This window comes from Streptomyces sp. ISL-87, from assembly GCF_018614095.1.
GTDB lineage: Bacteria > Actinomycetota > Actinomycetes > Streptomycetales > Streptomycetaceae > Streptomyces.
Genome location: NZ_JAGGOY010000104.1, coordinates 1 through 17,178, shown reverse-complemented (window position 1 = coordinate 17,178; position 17,178 = coordinate 1). Strand labels below are relative to the sequence as shown.

The window sequence follows — 17,178 nt, the reverse complement described above, 5'->3', positions numbered from 1 at the left end:
CTTCGTGCACAGTGACATCTTGGTGACAGGGTGTGGCGATCTCGGGACTGGGGCTACGATGACCGGCACAAGGACGGACGGCGCAAGGATGCCGCCCTCTGGGGCGGGGCCCGGCGTACACGCCGGAGCCAGGAGCCGGGGAGGCCCCATGCCGGGGCGAGGAGGACAGGGCATGGTGCAGAAGGCCAAGATCCTCCTGGTCGACGACCGGCCGGAGAATCTGCTGGCGCTGGAGGCCATCCTCTCCGCGCTCGATCAGACACTGGTCCGGGCGTCGTCGGGGGAGGAAGCGCTCAAGGCGCTGCTGACGGACGATTTCGCGGTCATCCTGCTGGATGTGCAGATGCCGGGGATGGACGGATTCGAGACTGCCGCGCACATCAAGCGGCGGGAGCGGACCCGGGACATCCCGATCATCTTCCTCACCGCGATCAACCACGGTCCGCACCACACGTTCCGCGGTTATGCCGCGGGCGCGGTGGACTACATCTCCAAGCCCTTCGACCCGTGGGTGCTGCGGGCCAAGGTCTCGGTCTTCGTGGAGCTGTATACGAAGAACTGCCAACTGCGGGAGCAGGCCGCGCTGCTGCGGCTCCAGCTGGAGGGCGGCAGCTCCAACGGCGCGGACGCGAGCAAGGAGACGGCCGGGCTGCTGGCCGAACTCTCCGCGCGGCTGGCGGCGGTCGAGGAGCAGGCCGAGGCGCTGACCAAGCAGCTCGGCGAGGAGTCGGCCGATGCCGCGGTGGTGGCGACGGCGGCCCATCTGGAGCGCAAGCTGACCGGTCTGCGGCGGGCGCTGGACGCCCTGGAGCCCGGGGCCGGCGGAGGCGCGCCGATGCTGCCCGCGCAGGGCTGAGCGGAGCCGGGTCACGTCTGGCGGTGCGTCAAAGTGCCTACGGACGGGGCGACACGAACGGGTGAAGGGGTGGGCACGCGTGTCCACCGGCGTGGACACCGGTAATCTCGGGCGCATGGCCTCACGTACGTCCGGCAAGGGTTCCCAGAGCACCGCGGGCACCGCGAAGGGCCGCACCGGCCGGACGACGGCGCCGGCGAAGAAGGCGGCTCCGGCGGGCAAGCCTCCCGCGAAGAAGGCCGCGGCCGCCAAGCGGGCCCCGGTCAAGAAGGCCGCGGCCAAGCCCGCGCCGTCCCCGACCGGGGGCGTCGTCCGGCTGGTGCGCGCCTGCTGGCTCGGGATCGCGCACGCGGTCGGCGCGGTGTTCCGCGGGGTCGGCCGGGGTGCCAAGAACCTCGACCCCGCCCACCGCAAGGACGGCGTCGCGCTGCTGCTGCTCGCGCTCGCGCTGATCGTCGCCGCCGGAACCTGGTCGAATCTGAACGGTCCCGTCGGGGATCTGGTCACCATGCTGGTCACCGGAGCCTTCGGCCGACTGGATCTGCTCGTGCCGATACTGCTCGGCGTCATGGCGGTACGGTTCATCCGCCACCCCGACCAGAGCGATGCCAACGGGCGTATCGGCATCGGCCTGTCCGCGCTCGTGATCGGTGTCCTCGGTCTCGTCCACATCGCCTGCGGGGCGCCCGGCCGGGACGAGGGCACCACCGCCATGCAGAACGCGGGCGGGCTCATCGGCTGGGGCGCCTCGAAGCCGCTGATCTTCAGCATGGGGGCGCCGCTGGCCGTGCCGATGCTCGTGCTGCTCACGATCTTCGGGCTGCTCGTGGTCACCGCCACCCCGGTCAACGCGATCCCGCAGCGTCTGCGGTCGCTCGGGATCCGGCTCGGGATCATCGCGCCGAACGAGTACGACGAGCAGTACGCCGCGTCGGAGTCCGGGGACCGGCACGATGCCGAGCAGTGGCGGGCGCGTACCGGGGCGGGGACCGGGGATCCCGCCGATCCGGTCGGCGACGCCGAGGAGGAGGCGCTCGCCCGGCGGCGGCGCCCGCGGCGGGCCGCGGTCCGGCCGGCCATGGACCGGGAGATGGACGCCGTCGACGTGGCCGCGGCGGCCGCCGCCGCGCTGGACGGGGTGGTGCTCGGCGGAATGCCGCCCTCCCCGCTCGTCGCAGACCTCACCCAGGGCATCTCCGTGGAGCGTGAGGGCGAGGGGGTGGAGGTCACCGCTCCGGTGCCGCCCGCCCGCGAGGAGCGGCCCGGTGCGCCGGCCGGCCCCGCCGCCGCCCAGCCGCACGACACCACCGCCGCGGCCTCCGGGACGCTGGCGGTGCCCGATCTGACCAAGGCTCCGCCGGAGACCCAGCCGCTGCCGCCCCGCGCCGAGCAGCTCCAGCTGCGCGGGGACATCACGTACGCCCTGCCCTCGCTCGACCTGCTGGAGCGCGGCGGCCCCGGCAAGACGCGCAGCGCCGCCAATGACGCGGTGGTGGCCTCGCTGACGAACGTCTTCACCGAGTTCAAGGTCGACGCGCAGGTCACCGGCTTCACCCGGGGGCCGACGGTCACCCGGTACGAGGTGACGCTAGGCGCGGCGGTGAAGGTCGAGCGGATCACGGCGCTGGCGAAGAACATCGCCTATGCAGTGGCCTCCCCGGACGTGCGGATCATCAGCCCGATCCCGGGCAAGTCGGCGGTCGGCATCGAGATCCCGAACACCGACCGCGAGATGGTCAACCTGGGTGACGTCCTGCGCCTCGCGGACGCCGCCGAGGACGACCACCCGATGCTGGTCGCACTCGGCAAGGACGTGGAGGGCGGCTACGTCATGGCCAACCTCGCCAAGATGCCGCACGTGCTGGTCGCCGGCGCCACCGGATCCGGCAAGTCCTCCTGCATCAACTGCCTGATCACCTCGGTCATGGTCCGGGCCACGCCGGAGGACGTCCGGATGGTGCTCGTGGACCCCAAGCGCGTCGAGCTGACGGCGTACGAGGGCATCCCGCACCTGATCACCCCGATCATCACCAACCCCAAGCGGGCCGCCGAGGCGCTCCAGTGGGTCGTGCGCGAGATGGACCTGCGCTACGACGACCTGGCCGCCTTCGGCTACCGGCACATCGACGACTTCAACCAGGCGATCCGGGACGGCAAGATCAAACTGCCGCCGGGCAGCGAGCGCGAGCTCAGCCCGTACCCGTATCTGCTGGTGATCGTCGACGAGCTCGCCGACCTGATGATGGTGGCCCCGCGCGACGTCGAGGACTCGATCGTCCGGATCACCCAGCTGGCCCGCGCGGCCGGCATCCACTTGGTGCTGGCCACCCAGCGGCCCTCGGTGGACGTGGTCACCGGCCTGATCAAGGCCAACGTGCCCTCGCGGCTGGCCTTCGCCACCTCCTCGCTCGCCGACAGCCGGGTCATCCTCGACCAGCCCGGCGCCGAGAAGCTCATCGGAAAGGGTGACGGACTGTTCCTGCCGATGGGCGCGAACAAGCCGGTCCGCCTCCAGGGCGCCTTTGTCACCGAGGACGAGATCGCCGGGATCGTCCAGCACTGCAAGGACCAGATGGCGCCGGTATTCCGGGACGACGTCACAGTCGGGCAGAAGCAGAAGAAGGAGATCGATGAGGAGATCGGCGACGACCTGGACCTGCTGTGCCAGGCGGCGGAGCTGGTGGTCTCCACCCAGTTCGGCTCCACGTCCATGCTCCAGCGCAAGCTGCGCGTGGGCTTCGCCAAGGCCGGCCGGCTCATGGACCTGATGGAGTCGCGGGGAATCGCCGGCCCGAGCGAGGGTTCGAAGGCGCGCGACGTGCTGGTGAAGCCCGACGAGCTGGACGCTGTCCTCGCGGTCATCCGGGGAGAGACCCAACCGTAATCCGTGGGCGGGCAACCGTTTCCCTTGGGCCCGCGTCAAGTTGAGGGAGGTGGCGGCACCGTGCCCGGTGCCGGGCCGCCGCAGCTCCCGGACCTCCCTCGCCATTCGGATGGCGTAGGAAGTCCACCCTCCGGTTGCTCCACCCTTTCGTCACCCCCCTAGACTGGACATCCAGCAGGTGGCTACACGCTCGAAAGGCGCCCTCGTGTCCATCGGCAACTCCAACTCCCCCGAAGAAGAGCGGCCTTCGACCGACGACCGGTCCGAGGACCGCATCGTCGAACGTTCCGTCGAAGGACCGTCCATCGGGACGGCCCTCAAGAAGGCTCGGATCGCCGCCGGGCTCACAGTCGACGAGGTCAGTTCCACCACCCGCGTGCGCATCCCGATCGTGCACGCGATCGAAGAGGACGACTTCACGCGGTGCGGCGGCGACGTCTACGCCCGCGGTCACATCCGTACGCTCGCCCGCGCCGTGCACCTCGATCCGGCACCCCTGATCGAGAGCTACGACGCGGCCCACGGCGGTCGGCCGGCACCCACCCCCGCCGCGCCGATGTTCGATGCCGAGCGCATCCGCCCCGAACGGCAGCGGCCCAACTGGACCGCCGCCATGGTCGCCGCCATCGTCGCCGTGATCGGCTTCGTCGGCTTCACCGCGTTCAGCGGCGGCGACGACAACACCAAGCGGCCGGTGGCGGAAGGTTCCGTCTCGCCGAAGCCCGCGCCCAAGCAGACGGCCGGCAAGCCCGCTGGCCAGCCCCAGACTCCGCAGGCGCCCAAGCCGGAACCTTCGGAAAGCGCCATCGCCGCCGCGCCAAAGGACCTCGTCACGGTCGTCCTGACGGCCAACGACGGCGAGAGCTGGATCTCCGCCAGGGACCACAGCGGCCGGCTGCTGTTCGACGGCACCCTCGCCCCGGGCGAGTCCAAGACTTTCACCGACAAGGAATCCATCGACCTCGTACTCGGCGACGCCGGGGTCGTGAAGCTCTTCGTGAACGGCAAGGAGATCAAGGACGACTTCCAGCCAGGACAGGTGGAACGTCTCACATACACCAAGGACGACCCGCGTCAGGGCCAGGCCCAGGCGGGCTGACCAGCACGGAATACGTAATTCCAGATCCCCGGGATGCTGCGCCGCATCCCGGGGATCTTGGTTTACCCGGACTTAGGGCGGGGGTCGGCCTTTGGACAAAGTAGTCTTGAGCCCATGCCCGAACGCCGTACCGTCGCCCTTGTCACTCTTGGCTGCGCCCGTAACGAGGTGGACTCGGAGGAGCTCGCAGGCCGCTTGGCGGCGGATGGCTGGGAGCTCGTCGAGGACGCCGCCGATGCGGACGTAGCCGTCGTCAACACCTGCGGCTTCGTCGAAGCCGCCAAAAAGGACTCCGTAGACGCCCTGCTGGAAGCCAACGATCTCAAGGATCACGGCAAGACCCAGGCCGTCGTCGCCGTCGGCTGTATGGCCGAGCGCTACGGCAAGGAACTCGCCGAAGCGCTCCCCGAGGCCGACGGCGTGCTCGGCTTCGACGACTACGCCGACATCTCCGACCGCCTCCAGACCATCCTCAACGGCGGCATCCACGCCTCCCACACCCCGCGCGACCGGCGCAAGCTGCTGCCGATCAGCCCGGCGGCCCGCCAGGACGCCGAGGTGTCCCTGCCCGGCCACGCGCAGGAGCCGGTGGCCGAGGCCCCCGCGGACCTGCCCGACGGGCTGGCGCCGGCCTCCGGGCCGCGCGCGCCGCTGCGCCGCCGGCTCGACAAGAGCCCGGTCGCCTCGGTCAAGCTCGCCTCCGGCTGCGACCGGCGCTGCTCCTTCTGCGCCATTCCGTCCTTCCGCGGCTCCTTCATCTCCCGCCGCCCCAGCGATGTGCTGGGCGAGACGCGCTGGCTCGCCGAGCAGGGCGTCAAGGAGATCATGCTGGTCTCCGAGAACAACACCTCGTACGGCAAGGACCTCGGCGACATCCGCCTGCTGGAGACCCTGCTGCCCGAGCTGGCCGAGGTGGACGGCATCGAGCGCGTACGCGTCAGCTACCTCCAGCCCGCCGAGATGCGGCCCGGCCTGATCGACGTACTGACCTCGACCCCCAAGGTCGTGCCGTACTTCGACCTGTCCTTCCAGCACTCGGCGCCCGACGTACTGCGCGCCATGCGCCGCTTCGGTGACACCGACCGGTTCCTGGAACTGCTCGACACCATCCGCTCCAAGGCCCCGCAGGCCGGCGTCCGGTCCAACTTCATCGTCGGGTTCCCCGGCGAGAAGGAGTCGGACTTCGCCGAGCTGGAGCGTTTCCTCACCCACGCGCGGCTCGACGCGATCGGTGTCTTCGGCTACTCCGACGAGGACGGCACCGAGGCCGTCACCTACGACCACAAGCTGGACGAGGACACCATCGCCGAGCGGCTCGCGCACATGCAGCGGCTCGCCGAGGAGCTCACCTCGCAGCGCGCGGAGGAGCGGATCGGAGAGACCCTGGAGGTGCTCGTCGAAACGGTCGTGCCGCTCGACGAGGCCGCCGAGGACGGCGAGGGCGCCTACGGGCGCGCCGCGCACCAGGCCCCCGAGACCGACGGGCAGGTCGTCTTCACGGACGGCACGGGCCTGGTCCCCGGGCGTATCGTCACGGCGAAGGTCGTCGGCACCCTGGGTGTGGACCTGGTGGCCGAGCCCCTGGGCATGGATCTTGAGGAGGCGGCCGGATGACCGGAGTCCCGGCATCTGCGGCGGGCGGGACCGGCCGCCGGCCCGCGCCCGGCGCGAAGCTCGGGGCTGCGGCCGTCAATCAGGCCAGCCTGTGGAACATCGCCAACATCCTGACGATGATCCGGCTCGTGCTCGTGCCGGGATTCGTCCTGCTGCTGCTCGCCGACGGGGGCTATGACCCCGTCTGGCGGGCGTGGGCGTGGGCGGCGTTCGCCGTCGCCATGATCACGGACATCTTCGACGGGCATCTGGCCCGGACGTACAACCTGGTCACGGACTTCGGGAAGATCGCCGACCCCATCGCCGACAAGGCGATCATGGGGTCGGCTTTGATCGTTCTCTCCTGGCTGGGTGACCTGCCCTGGTGGGTGACCGGGGTGATCCTCGGACGGGAACTCGGAATCACGCTAATGCGTTTCTGGGTCATCCGGTACGGAGTGATCCCGGCCAGCCGGGGCGGGAAGCTCAAGACCCTGGCCCAGGGCACGGCGGTGGGCATGTACGTGCTCGCGCTGACCGGACCGCTGGCGACCATGCGGTTCTGGGCGATGGCAGTCGCCGTCGTGCTGACCGTGGTCACCGGTTTGGACTACATCCGCCAGGCCGTCGTGCTGCGTCGCAAGGGCCTTGCAGCGGAGCAGGCCGCGCGGTGACACGCGAGCCGGCCGGGGAAGTGCTGCGACTCCTTGCGGAGAGTGACCAGACGCTTGCGGTCGCGGAGTCCCTGACCGGCGGGCTGGTGGCCGCCGAGCTCACGGCCGTTCCCGGAGCCTCCCGGTCCTTCCGCGGTTCGGTCACGGCGTACGCGACGGAGCTGAAGCATCAGGTCCTGGGAGTGGACGCGGAGCTGCTCGCGGCACACGGAGCGGTGAACGCGCAGGTCGCGGAGGAGATGGCGGCCGGGGTACGGCGCGCACTGGGGGCCTCGTGGGGGATCGCGACCACCGGAGTGGCCGGTCCGGACCCTCAGGACGGGCAGCCGGTGGGCACCGTTTTCGTCGCCGTGGCGGGTCCGGGAAGCAGGAAAACGGCCCGGCTGAGGTTGAACGGCTCCCGGGAGGAAATCCGTAGGGAGAGTGCACGGACAGTGCTCGAGCTTCTCTCGGACGAACTCCGCGAGAATCTGCGGGGGCAGGATACGGAACAGAACGGGGGGATTTGATGTTTGCAGCCCTGAGTGAACACGACATCGCTCCCCGCACGGCCGCGGCGCGAGGCGGTACGGTGGGGCGTGAAGGTTACGGCTACACGGTCAGAGGAGGGAGCCACCGATGATTCTGCTCCGTCGCCTGCTGGGTGACGTGCTGCGTCGGCAGCGCCAGCGCCAGGGCCGTACTCTGCGCGAAGTCTCCTCGTCCGCCCGAGTTTCGCTCGGCTATCTCTCCGAGGTGGAGCGGGGGCAGAAGGAGGCATCCTCCGAGCTGCTTTCCGCGATCTGCGACGCGTTGGACGTACGGATGTCCGAGCTGATGCGCGAAGTCAGTGACGAGCTGTCGCTGGCAGAGCTTGCGCAGTCGGCCGCGGCAAGCGAACCGGTGCCGGCACCGGTACGCCCGATGCTCAATTCGGTCTCCGTGGCCTCGGTCACGGGCGGTCCGGAGCGGGTGACCATCAAGGCACCCGTGGAAGCGGTGAATGTCGTAGCCGCGTGAGCGTGTGAATGCGCTTGAGTCGCGTTTGAGTGTGGCCGGAGCCCCGGTCGGTGCGTGATGCACCGGCCGGGGCTCCCGGCTTTTCGCCCCGCGTGCGGGTACGGGGCTTCGTGCCGGGCCGTTCTGGGTGCGGGGGCACGGGGGGTGCGGGAGGATGGGGCCGTCCGGGTTCCCGGCCCTGGGAGGCGTCCGTGCGACGGTTGCTGATACCCCTCGCGCTGGTGATGGGCCTGGTGTGGTGGTGGGCCGTGCTGCGGCTGGCGCTGGCGCCGGGGGACTCCGGGCCGGTGGAGGGTGCGGTGGCGGTGGGCGGCTGGGGGCTGGGGTTGCTGCCGGTGCACTGCACGCCGCGGGGGCCCGTACGGAGGTCCCGGCGGGCGGCTGCCGGGGGGTCTGCGGAGGCTGGGGTGAGCGGGCGGCTACGAGGGTGAGCGCGCGGGCCGGGGTGAGCGCGCGGGCCGGGGTGAGCGCGCGGCTACCAGGGCATTGACACTCCGCCGTTCGGGCGAAGGATCTGGCCCGTCATGAAGGACGAGGCGTCCGAGGCCAGGTAGAGCACGGCCTGGGCGATGTCCTCGGGCTCTCCGACCCTGCGCAGCGGGGACATCCGGACCATCATCGCCTCGGTCCGCTCCTGGACCTCGGGGGCGTGGCGGCCGGTCATCGGGGTGCGGATCCAGCCCGGCGCGACGGCGTTGACGCGTATGCCGTGCGGGCCGGCCTCGGTGGCGAGGGTCTTGGTCAGCTGGACCACGGCGGCCTTGGCGGCGCTGTAGCAGAGCAGGCCGGGCTGGGCGGCGTCCACGGCGCCGGAGGCCATGGTGATGATCGAGCCGGGGCGGCCGGCGGCGATCATGGCGCGGGCGGCTTCCTGGCAGGTGCGCAGGACACCCTTGAAGTTGATGTCCAGGACCCGGTCGAGATCCTCGTCGGCCGTCTCCAGGACGCTGCTGGTGTGCATGACCCCGGCGATGGCGGCGGTGATGTCGAGGGGGCCGGCGGCCGTGACGGCGGCCCGGATCGCGGTGCGGTCGGTGACATCGAGCGGATGGGCGGTGGCCGTGCCGCCGGCTTTGGCGACGAGGGCCGCCGTCTCGGCGAGGCCCTGCTCGTCGCGGTCCGCGCAGTGCACGGCCGCGCCCGCCTCGGCGAGCAGTACGGCGGTGGCGCGGCCGATGCCGCTGGCGGCTCCGGTGATCAGGGCGGTGCGGCCGGTGAGGTCGTACGAGGCTGTGGGTGTGGGCATGCCGGGACGGTACGACCGGATCTGACGGAGCGTCAATCAGGGGGCGTGGGCGGGTTCTCGTGCACCTGCCACCGCGTCACCTTGCCGTCGTGCACGACGGCGGTCCAGCGCGCGGGGCCCGCGAGGCTCGGCTCCGCGCAGACGGAGTGCCCGAGGGCGGTGACGAGGCCGCCCTGCGCGGTGACGGAGGTGAAGACGTTGCGGTAGTCCGGAAAGGCCGCGAAGAAGCCGCGCCAGGCGTCGAGGCAGGCCTGCTTGCCGGTGACGGCCGTTTCCGCGGTGTCGATGAAGGTGTGGTCCTGCGACATCAGGGCGGCGAGGCCGTCGAGGTCCCCGGCGTTGATCCGGTCGTTGAACCGGATGGCGACCGTCCGGGGATCGGGCCCGCCGGTGGGGGTCGGGCCGGTCTGGCAGCGGGGGCACCAGTACGTCGGGCGGTCGTCCTGTGGGGCTTCGCGGACGGGGGTGCCGCAGCGGAGGCAGGGGCGGTGGGCGCGGCCGTAGACGAACAGTTCCTGGCCGGGGCGGCGGCTGCCGGTGGTGTTGCGGGGGCGGTCCTTGTTGGCGGCGAGGAGACGGTGGGCGGCCACGGCCAGGCGGACGGTGGTGACGTCCGGGTCGGGGAGGGCGCCGACCGGGGTCCACGGGGTGACCTGGGCCAGGAAGCAGAGCTCGGCCTTGTAGATGTTGCCGATGCCGGCGAGATTGCGCTGGTCGAGGAGGGCCTCGCCGAGGGCGCGGTCGGGGGCGGCGAGGAGGTTGGCGGCGGCCTTGTCGGGGTCCCAGTCCGGGCCGAGGAGGTCGGGGCCGAGGTGGCCGACGACGCGGTCCTCGTCGGAGGTGCGGAGCAGTTCGAGGACGGGGAGGCGGTAGCCGACCGCGGTGTGGGCGGGGGTGCCGAGGATGGCGCGGATCTCGTGGGCGGGGCCGCCGCGCCACTTCTGGCCGGCCGTGAAGACGTGCCAGGCGCCGTCCATGCGGAGGTGGCTGTGGAGGGTGAGGCCGTCGCTGCCGTCGCCGTCCCTGTCACCGGAGAAGCGGGCGAGGAGGTGTTTGCCGCGGGCGGTGACGTTCAGGGTGGTGCGGCCGGTGAGGTCGGTGGTCGCGAGGCGGGGCACGCGGAGGTCGCAGCGGGTGAGCTCCCGGCCGGCCAGGGCCGCGTGGAGGCGGGCCGCGGCGCGCCAGACGTTGTCACCTTCGGGCATGGCCCCATTGTCGCCCCGGGCGGGGTCGGGTCCCCCCCGGCGGGGGTATGGGCGAGCCGGCGGGGGTATGGGCGAGCCCCCGCGGCGGTTCTCGTCGCGGGGGCTCGTGGACGGGAGGGGCAGGGCCTGGTGAGGCCGCTTGCCTACTTCCAGATGAGGCCCTTGCCGTTGCTCAGGTTGTTGTACGGGTCGCCCCAGTACTCGGCCGAGCCGACCTTGGTCTGGGCGGACGGGGCCAGCGCGATCGCGCAGGCGGTGGCCGTCTTGCCGTTCGTGAAGCCCTTCGGCAGCGACTCGTTCGGGCACTTCTCGAACTTGCCGATGATCGACACGCCCTGGGCCTCGGTGCCGTCCCCGAGCAGGCCCTTCATGTGGCCGACCGTGGAGTACGCCAGGTCCGTGCTGCCGGTGTTCTTGACCGTGTAGCGGATGTAGTAGGGAACCTTGCCCTTCACCTGGTCGCCGAGCTTGAGCGAGTCCAGGTCGGCCGGGTTGCCCTGCTCGATCGCGGTGACGGTGAGGGCGATCGTGCCCTTGGTGCTGCCGTAGCTGAACGGAACGTTCGCCGTCTCGCCGATCTTGAAGGTCTGGCCGGGCTTGGCCGTGCCGCCCGCGCCCGCGCCGCCCGCGGGGGCGTCGCCGTATCCAGACGGGTCGCTCGGGCTGGCCGGGGTGCTGGGCTGCGCCGACTGGGAGGGGTCGGCGTAGCCACCGGACGAAGCGGATGAAGAGGACGGGGCGGACGGGGCGGCCGGCGGGGCCACTTCCTCGTTGCCGTTCTTGCAGCCGCTCAGCGTCAGCGTCGCGGTGACCGCCAGACCGATGGCGCCAAGTGCCGTCTTGCGCATACCTATGGTGCTCATTTTTCTTCTCCCCCATGACTGTGCATCGTCAATCTCGATGCCTGCGGTCGTGATCTTAATGGGGTCGAAAACCGCTGCTCTGCACGGTGAATGGGTTCGTGACGGGGTCAGTACATAAGCGGTACATAAGCGCTACACGATCACCGCGACGTGTTCACGAACGGAGCCGGAGCCCTCTGGGAGTGGCGTGGAAACCGGCGGCTTCGAGCGCGGGGCCCAGTGGCGAGGTCAACGCGGGGGCCGCGTTGATGCGTTCCACCGTGAGGGCGGGGAGGGTGCCCGCACGCGATCCCGAGGCCAGGGCCGCGGTGGCCGCCGCGAGGCGGGGGTCGTCGGCCGGGGGCCAGGCGAGCAGGGTCTTGCCGCCGCGCTCCAGGTACAGGGTGAGTTCACCGTCGACCAGGACCACCAGGGAGCCCGCCTTGCGGCCCGGCTTGTGGGTGGCGCCGGTCGGCGGCTCCGGCCACGGCAGGGCCGCGCCGTACGCGTTCGCCGGGTCCGCCGCCGCCAGGACCACCGCGGCCAGCGGCGGCGGGGTCCGCTCGGCGGCCCGGAGGCGGTCCACCGCGCCGTCCATCGCGAACTGGGCCGCGCCCAGGCCCTCGACCACATAACCCCGGCGGGCCTGACCACTGTCCTCGAAGGCCGACAGGATGCGGTAGACCGCGCTGAAGCCGCCCTCGACCCCCTCTGCCGCGACCGCGCCCCGGGTGACCACGCCGTGGCGGTCCAGGAGGGTGCGGGCCAGGGCGTGGGCGCGGTGGGTCGGGTCGGGGGCGTGGGCGGGCAGGAGGGACCAGCGCCCGGCGACCGTGGGCGGGCCGGTACGGGAGACGGTCGCGCTGAGGGTGCCGTAGCGGCCGCGGGGAATCGTGCGGCGCGCGCGATGGGCTGTCGCCCCCGCCGTACGGCCCGAGCCCAGCAGGGAGCGCAGGGGCGCCAGGGTGTCGTTCGTCAGGCGGCCCGACCAGGCCAGATCCCAGACGGCCGAGGACAGTTCCATGTCGGTGGCCTCTGGGTGCCGGACGCGGACCGACTCCGACAGCTGGCGGAAGAACAGGCCGTAGCCGCCGGCGAGGGCTTCGAGGACCGCCTGGTGGAGCGCGGTCAGTTCCAGGGGGTGCGGCGGGGGGAGGAGCAGGGGGGCCGCCTCCGCCAGGTAGAGCGAGATCCAGCCGTCCTTGCCGGGCAGCGCCCCCGCGCCGGACCACAGCACCTCGCCCGTGGTGGTCAACTCGTCGAGGAGGGTGGGGGAGTAGCCGGAAACCCGGGAGGGGAGGATCAGCCGCTCCAGTGCCGAGGCCGGCACCGGGGCGCCCTGGAGCTGCTCGATCGCCCGGGCCAGGCCGTCGATGCCGCGCAGGGCCCCGCCGAGGTGCTGCCACTGGGGCAGGAAAGTCGCGAGGGAGGCCGGCGGGACCGGCTCCAGCTCCTGGCGCAGCGCGGCCAGGGAGCGGCGGCGCAGCCTGCGCAGTACGGTCGCGTCGCACCACTCCTGGCCGATGCCCGCGGGGTGGAACTCGCCCTGGACCACCCGGCCGGACGACGCGAGCCGGTGCAGGGCGCCCTCGGTGACCGCCGTGCCCAGGCCGAAGCGGGCGGCGACGACATCCGTGGTGAACGGCCCGTGGGTGCGGGCGTACCGGGCCAGGAGGTCGCCGAGCGGGTCCTTGACCGGCTCGGTGAACGCCTCCGGGACCCCGACCGGGAGCGCGGTGCCCAGCGCGTCCCGCAGCCGGCCCGCGTCCTCGATCGCCGCCCAGTGGTCCGCGCCGCCGATCCGGACCCGGATGGCCCGGCGGGCGGCCGAGAGCTCGACGGCCCAGGACGGCTCCGCGCCGCGCTCGGCGAGCTCGGCATCCGTCAGCGGGCCCAGCAGCCGCAGCAGGTCGGCCACCGACTCGGTGTCCTTGGCCCGGCGGTCCTCGGTCAGCCACTGGAGCTCCCGCTCCAGCTCCTCCAGTACGTGTTCGTCCAGCAGTTCGCGCAACTCCGCCTGGCCGAGCAGCTCGGCCAGCAGCCGGGAGTCCAGCGAGAGCGCGGCCGCCCGGCGCTCGGCAAGGGGCGAGTCGCCCTCGTAGAGGAACTGGGCGACGTAACCGAAGAGGAGCGACCGGGCGAACGGGGACGGCTCGGGGGTGGTGACCTCGACGAGCCGGACCCGGCGCGCCTCGATGTCACCCATCAGCTCGGTCAGCCCCGGCACGTCGAAGACGTCCTGAAGGCATTCGCGGACCGCTTCGAGGACGATCGGGAACGAGCCGAACTCGGAGGCCACCTGGAGCAGTTGCGAGGCCCGCTGGCGCTGCTGCCAGAGCGGGGTGCGCTTGCCGGGATTGCGGCGCGGCAACAGCAGGGCGCGGGCGGCGCACTCGCGGAAGCGGGAGGCGAACAGCGCGGAGCCGCCGACCTGGTCGGTGACGATCTGGTTGATCTCGCCCTTGTCGAAGGCGATATCGGCCGCGCCGAGCGGGGCCTGTTCGTCGTCGAACTCGAAGGACTGCGTGGCGGCGGGATCGTGGTCCAGGAGGTCCATCGACAGCAGGTCGGCGTCCGGCAGGCGGAGCACGATGCCGTCGTCGGCATGCATCACCTGCGCGTCCATCCCGTACCGTTCGGCGAGGCGGGCCCCGAGGGCGAGCGCCCACGGGGCGTGCACCTGGGCGCCGAAGGGGGAGTGGACGACGACCCGCCAGTCGCCGAGCTCATCGCGGAAGCGCTCGACCACGATGTTCCGGTCGTCCGGAACATGGCCGCAGGCCTCGCGCTGTTCCGCGAGGTACGCGAGGACGTTCTCCGCCGCCCAGGCGTCCAGGCCGGCCGCCACGAGGCGCAGTCGCGCGTCTTCCTCGGCGATTCCGCCGAGCTCGCGGAGGAACGCGCCGACCGCGCGGCCCAGTTCGAGCGGACGGCCCAGCTGGTCGCCCTTCCAGAACGGCAGCCGGCCCGGCACCCCGGGGGCGGGGGAGACCAGGACGCGGTCGCGGGTGATGTCCTCGATGCGCCACGAGGTGGTGCCCAGGGTGAACACGTCCCCGACGCGGGACTCGTAGACCATCTCCTCATCCAGCTCGCCGACCCGGCCGCCGCCCTTCTTCGGGTCGGCGCCCGCGAGGAAGACGCCGAACAGCCCGCGGTCCGGGATCGTGCCGCCGGAGGTGACGGCGAGGCGCTGGGCCCCCGGCCGGCCGGTGATCGTGCCGGCCACGCGGTCCCAGACGACCCGCGGTCTGAGCTCGGCGAACGCGTCGGACGGGTACCGGCCGGCCAGCATGTCCAGCACCGCGGTGAACGCCGATTCCGGCAGCGCCGCGAAGGGCGTCGCCCGCCGCACCAGCGCCAGCAGGTCGTCCAGCTGCCAGGTGTCCATCGCGGTCATCGCGACCAGCTGCTGCGCCAGTACGTCCAGGGGGTTGGAGGGGATGCGCAGTGATTCGATCGAACCGGTGCGCATCCGCTCGGTGACCACGGCCGCCTGCACCAGATCGCCCCGGTACTTGGGGAAGACCACGCCCGTGGACACCGCGCCGACCTGGTGCCCGGCCCGGCCGACGCGCTGGAGCCCGGAGGCCACCGAGGGCGGGGACTCCACCTGCACCACCAGGTCCACCGCGCCCATGTCGATGCCCAGTTCGAGACTGGAGGTGGCGACCACGGCGGGCAGCCGGCCCGCCTTCAGATCCTCCTCCACCAGGGCCCGCTGCTCCTTGGACACCGAGCCGTGGTGCGCGCGGGCGAGCAGCGGCGGGGCGCCCTGGGCGGCGCCCGACTGGGCCATGATCTCGGCCGGCGGCGAACCCTCGGGCAGCTTCTCGCCCATGGCGCGCTCGTACGCGATCTCGTTGAGCCGGTTGCAGAGGCGCTCCGCGAGGCGCCTGGAGTTGGCGAACACGATCGTCGAGCGGTGCGCCTGGACCAGATCCGCGATCCGCTCCTCGACATGCGGCCAGATGGACGGTTTGTCGCCGCCCTCCCGGCCCTCGGTGGCGGGAGAGCCGCCCAACTCGCCCATGTCCTGCACCGGGACGACCACCGACAGGTCGAACTCCTTGTCCGACGGCGGCTGGACGATCTCCACCTTGCCGCGCGGCGCGAGATACCGGGCCACCTCGCCGACCGGGCGGACCGTCGCCGACAGCCCGATCCGGCGGGCCGGCCGTGGCAGCAGCTCATCCAGCCGCTCCAGGGACAGCGCCAGGTGTGCGCCGCGCTTGGTCCCGGCGACGGCGTGCACCTCGTCAAGGATCACCGTGTCGATCCCGGAGAGGGCATCGCGCGCCGCCGACGTCAGCATCAGGAACAGCGACTCGGGCGTGGTGATCAGGATGTCCGGCGGCCGGGTGGCCAGCGCCCGCCGCTCGGCGGGCGGAGTGTCCCCGGAGCGGATACCGACCCGGATCTCGGGCTCGGGGAGCCCGAGGCGGACGGACTCATGCCGGATTCCGGTCAGGGGGCTGCGGAGGTTCCGCTCCACATCGACGGCCAGGGCCTTCAGGGGCGATACGTAGAGCACCCGGCAGCGCTTCTTCGGCTCGGCCGGCGGCGGGGTCGACGCGAGCTGGTCGAGGGCGGCGAGGAAGGCGGCCAGGGTCTTGCCGGAGCCGGTGGGCGCCACGACGAGCACGTCCGCGCCCGCCCCGATCGCCCGCCACGCGCCCTCCTGCGCGGCGGTGGGCGTACGGAAGGCCCCCGTGAACCAGGAGCGGGTCGCGGGGGAGAACGCATCGAGCGCGGTACCGGACATGCCCCCATCGTGCACCCGGGCACTGACAATGGGCCGGACCTGGGCAAACGCCGGTTCCCCGCGGGGCGCAGAATGGGGGAATGGGGATCGGGACGGCGGGTCGCGCGGACGGGGCGGAGTGGGCGCGGCACTGGCAGTACGCGGAACTGCCCGGGCTCGACCTCCTGCGTGCCCACTACGTACGCCACACCTTCCCGCGCCACGCGCACGACGGGTACGTCATCGCGGCCGTCACCGGCGGCATCGAGGAGATCGGCCTGCCCGGGGGAACCGTACGGGCCGGGCCGGGCAGCGTGGTCCTGATCAACCCCGAGGTACCGCACAGCGCTCGCGCCGGGGTGCCGGAGGGCTGGGCGTACGCCACTCTCTACCCCTCGCGCGACCTGATCACCGAGGTCGCCGCCGAGATCGGCACCCTGCGCGGAACCCCCGGCTTCACCACCGACATGGTCACCGACCCGCACGCCTCGCAGGTGATCACCGAGGTGCACCGGGCGGCGGAGGCCGGGAACGCGCTGGCCGCCGACACGCTGCTGCGGGCCGCGGTGGCGCGGATGCTCAGCCGGCACGCCGGCCCGCTGCCCACCCGTACGGCACGCCGCGCGGGCACCGCGGACGCCGAGCGGGCCCGGGCCGTACTGGAGGAGCGGCTGGCGGACCCGCCCTCACTGGAGCAGCTGGCCGCCGAGTTGAGCACGAGCCCGTTCGCCCTGCTGCGGGCCTTCCGCGAGCGGTACGGGATGCCGCCGCACACCTGGCTCACCGACGCCCGGGTCCGCCGGGCGCGCCGCCTGCTCGACGCGGGCACCCCGCCGGCGGAAGCGGCCGTCGCCGTCGGCTTCACCGACCAGCCGCACTTGAACCGGCACTTCACCCGGATCGTGGGGGTCCCGCCGGGCGCCTACCGGCGGGAGCGGGCCGTCTAGTGCCGTGACCGGCAAGGTTCACCGGGGCGCGGCGTCCGGTGCGGTGCATCGCAAGGTAGAGGGCCGCGGCTCGTACTCGACGTACTTGC

At 72.2% G+C, this 17,178-nt stretch carries 12 protein-coding genes and 2 pseudogenes; 9 read left to right on the top strand and 5 right to left on the bottom strand.

Annotation, left to right across the window (positions count from 1 at the left end; translation table 11 throughout):
- The first annotated feature begins 172 nt into the window (after positions 1 to 172).
- The 8 genes from J7I97_RS31645 (at position 173) to J7I97_RS31610 (ending at position 8,536) form a co-directional block, all read left to right on the top strand.
- Positions 173 to 856 (top strand): two-component system response regulator, encoded by a 684-nt coding sequence (locus J7I97_RS31645; protein ID WP_214941907.1) that lies wholly within the window; start codon positions 173 to 175, stop codon positions 854 to 856.
- A 115-nt stretch (positions 857 to 971) separates the two neighbouring features.
- A complete protein-coding gene (locus J7I97_RS31640; protein ID WP_214941904.1) occupies positions 972 to 3,740 on the top strand; it encodes a DNA translocase FtsK in 2,769 nt (922 codons plus the stop codon).
- 205 nt (positions 3,741 to 3,945) lie between these two features.
- Complete coding sequence (locus tag J7I97_RS31635; RefSeq protein WP_214941902.1) at positions 3,946 to 4,839, top strand: helix-turn-helix domain-containing protein; 894 nt, start codon at positions 3,946 to 3,948, stop codon at positions 4,837 to 4,839.
- A gap of 114 nt (positions 4,840 to 4,953) precedes the next feature.
- Entirely contained in the window at positions 4,954 to 6,453 is a 1,500-nt protein-coding gene (gene rimO / locus J7I97_RS31630; RefSeq protein ID WP_214941898.1) for a 30S ribosomal protein S12 methylthiotransferase RimO, read from the top strand.
- Positions 6,450 to 7,106: a CDP-diacylglycerol--glycerol-3-phosphate 3-phosphatidyltransferase gene (gene pgsA, locus J7I97_RS31625; RefSeq protein ID WP_214941895.1), complete on the top strand. Its 657-nt coding sequence runs from the start codon at positions 6,450 to 6,452 to the stop codon at positions 7,104 to 7,106. The genes rimO and pgsA overlap by 4 nt, the downstream gene beginning before the upstream one ends.
- Positions 7,103 to 7,615, top strand: coding sequence for a CinA family protein (locus J7I97_RS31620; protein ID WP_214941892.1), 513 nt, complete (start codon positions 7,103 to 7,105; stop codon positions 7,613 to 7,615). The genes pgsA and J7I97_RS31620 overlap by 4 nt, the downstream gene beginning before the upstream one ends.
- Before the next feature lie 109 nt (positions 7,616 to 7,724).
- Entirely contained in the window at positions 7,725 to 8,105 is a 381-nt protein-coding gene (locus tag J7I97_RS31615; protein WP_007266936.1) for a helix-turn-helix domain-containing protein, read from the top strand.
- Positions 8,106 to 8,296: 191 nt separating this feature from the next.
- Positions 8,297 to 8,536 (top strand): hypothetical protein, encoded by a 240-nt coding sequence (locus J7I97_RS31610; protein WP_374103652.1) that lies wholly within the window; start codon positions 8,297 to 8,299, stop codon positions 8,534 to 8,536.
- 44 nt (positions 8,537 to 8,580) lie between these two features.
- Here J7I97_RS31610 and J7I97_RS31605 read toward each other — a convergent pair whose 3' ends face one another.
- The 5 genes and pseudogenes from J7I97_RS31605 to J7I97_RS31590 form a co-directional block, all read right to left on the bottom strand.
- Positions 8,581 to 9,351 (bottom strand): SDR family NAD(P)-dependent oxidoreductase, encoded by a 771-nt coding sequence (locus J7I97_RS31605; RefSeq protein ID WP_214941889.1) that lies wholly within the window; start codon positions 9,349 to 9,351, stop codon positions 8,581 to 8,583.
- Positions 9,352 to 9,383: 32 nt separating this feature from the next.
- Positions 9,384 to 9,650, bottom strand: a pseudogene (locus tag J7I97_RS39150) (nuclear transport factor 2 family protein); the annotation flags it as partial.
- Between the two features lie 93 nt (positions 9,651 to 9,743).
- A pseudogene (locus J7I97_RS31600) lies at positions 9,744 to 10,556 on the bottom strand (Fpg/Nei family DNA glycosylase); the annotation flags it as partial.
- A gap of 143 nt (positions 10,557 to 10,699) precedes the next feature.
- Positions 10,700 to 11,419: a hypothetical protein gene (locus J7I97_RS31595; RefSeq protein WP_214941883.1), complete on the bottom strand. Its 720-nt coding sequence runs from the start codon at positions 11,417 to 11,419 to the stop codon at positions 10,700 to 10,702.
- A 154-nt stretch (positions 11,420 to 11,573) separates the two neighbouring features.
- Positions 11,574 to 16,163, bottom strand: a complete 4,590-nt coding sequence (locus J7I97_RS31590) for an ATP-dependent helicase (RefSeq protein ID WP_214941880.1) — start codon at positions 16,161 to 16,163, stop codon at positions 11,574 to 11,576.
- Positions 16,164 to 16,243: 80 nt separating this feature from the next.
- Here J7I97_RS31590 and J7I97_RS31585 point away from each other — a divergent pair, with 80 nt between their 5' ends.
- A complete protein-coding gene (locus J7I97_RS31585; protein ID WP_214941877.1) occupies positions 16,244 to 17,089 on the top strand; it encodes an AraC family transcriptional regulator in 846 nt (281 codons plus the stop codon).
- The last annotated feature ends 89 nt before the right edge of the window (positions 17,090 to 17,178 follow it).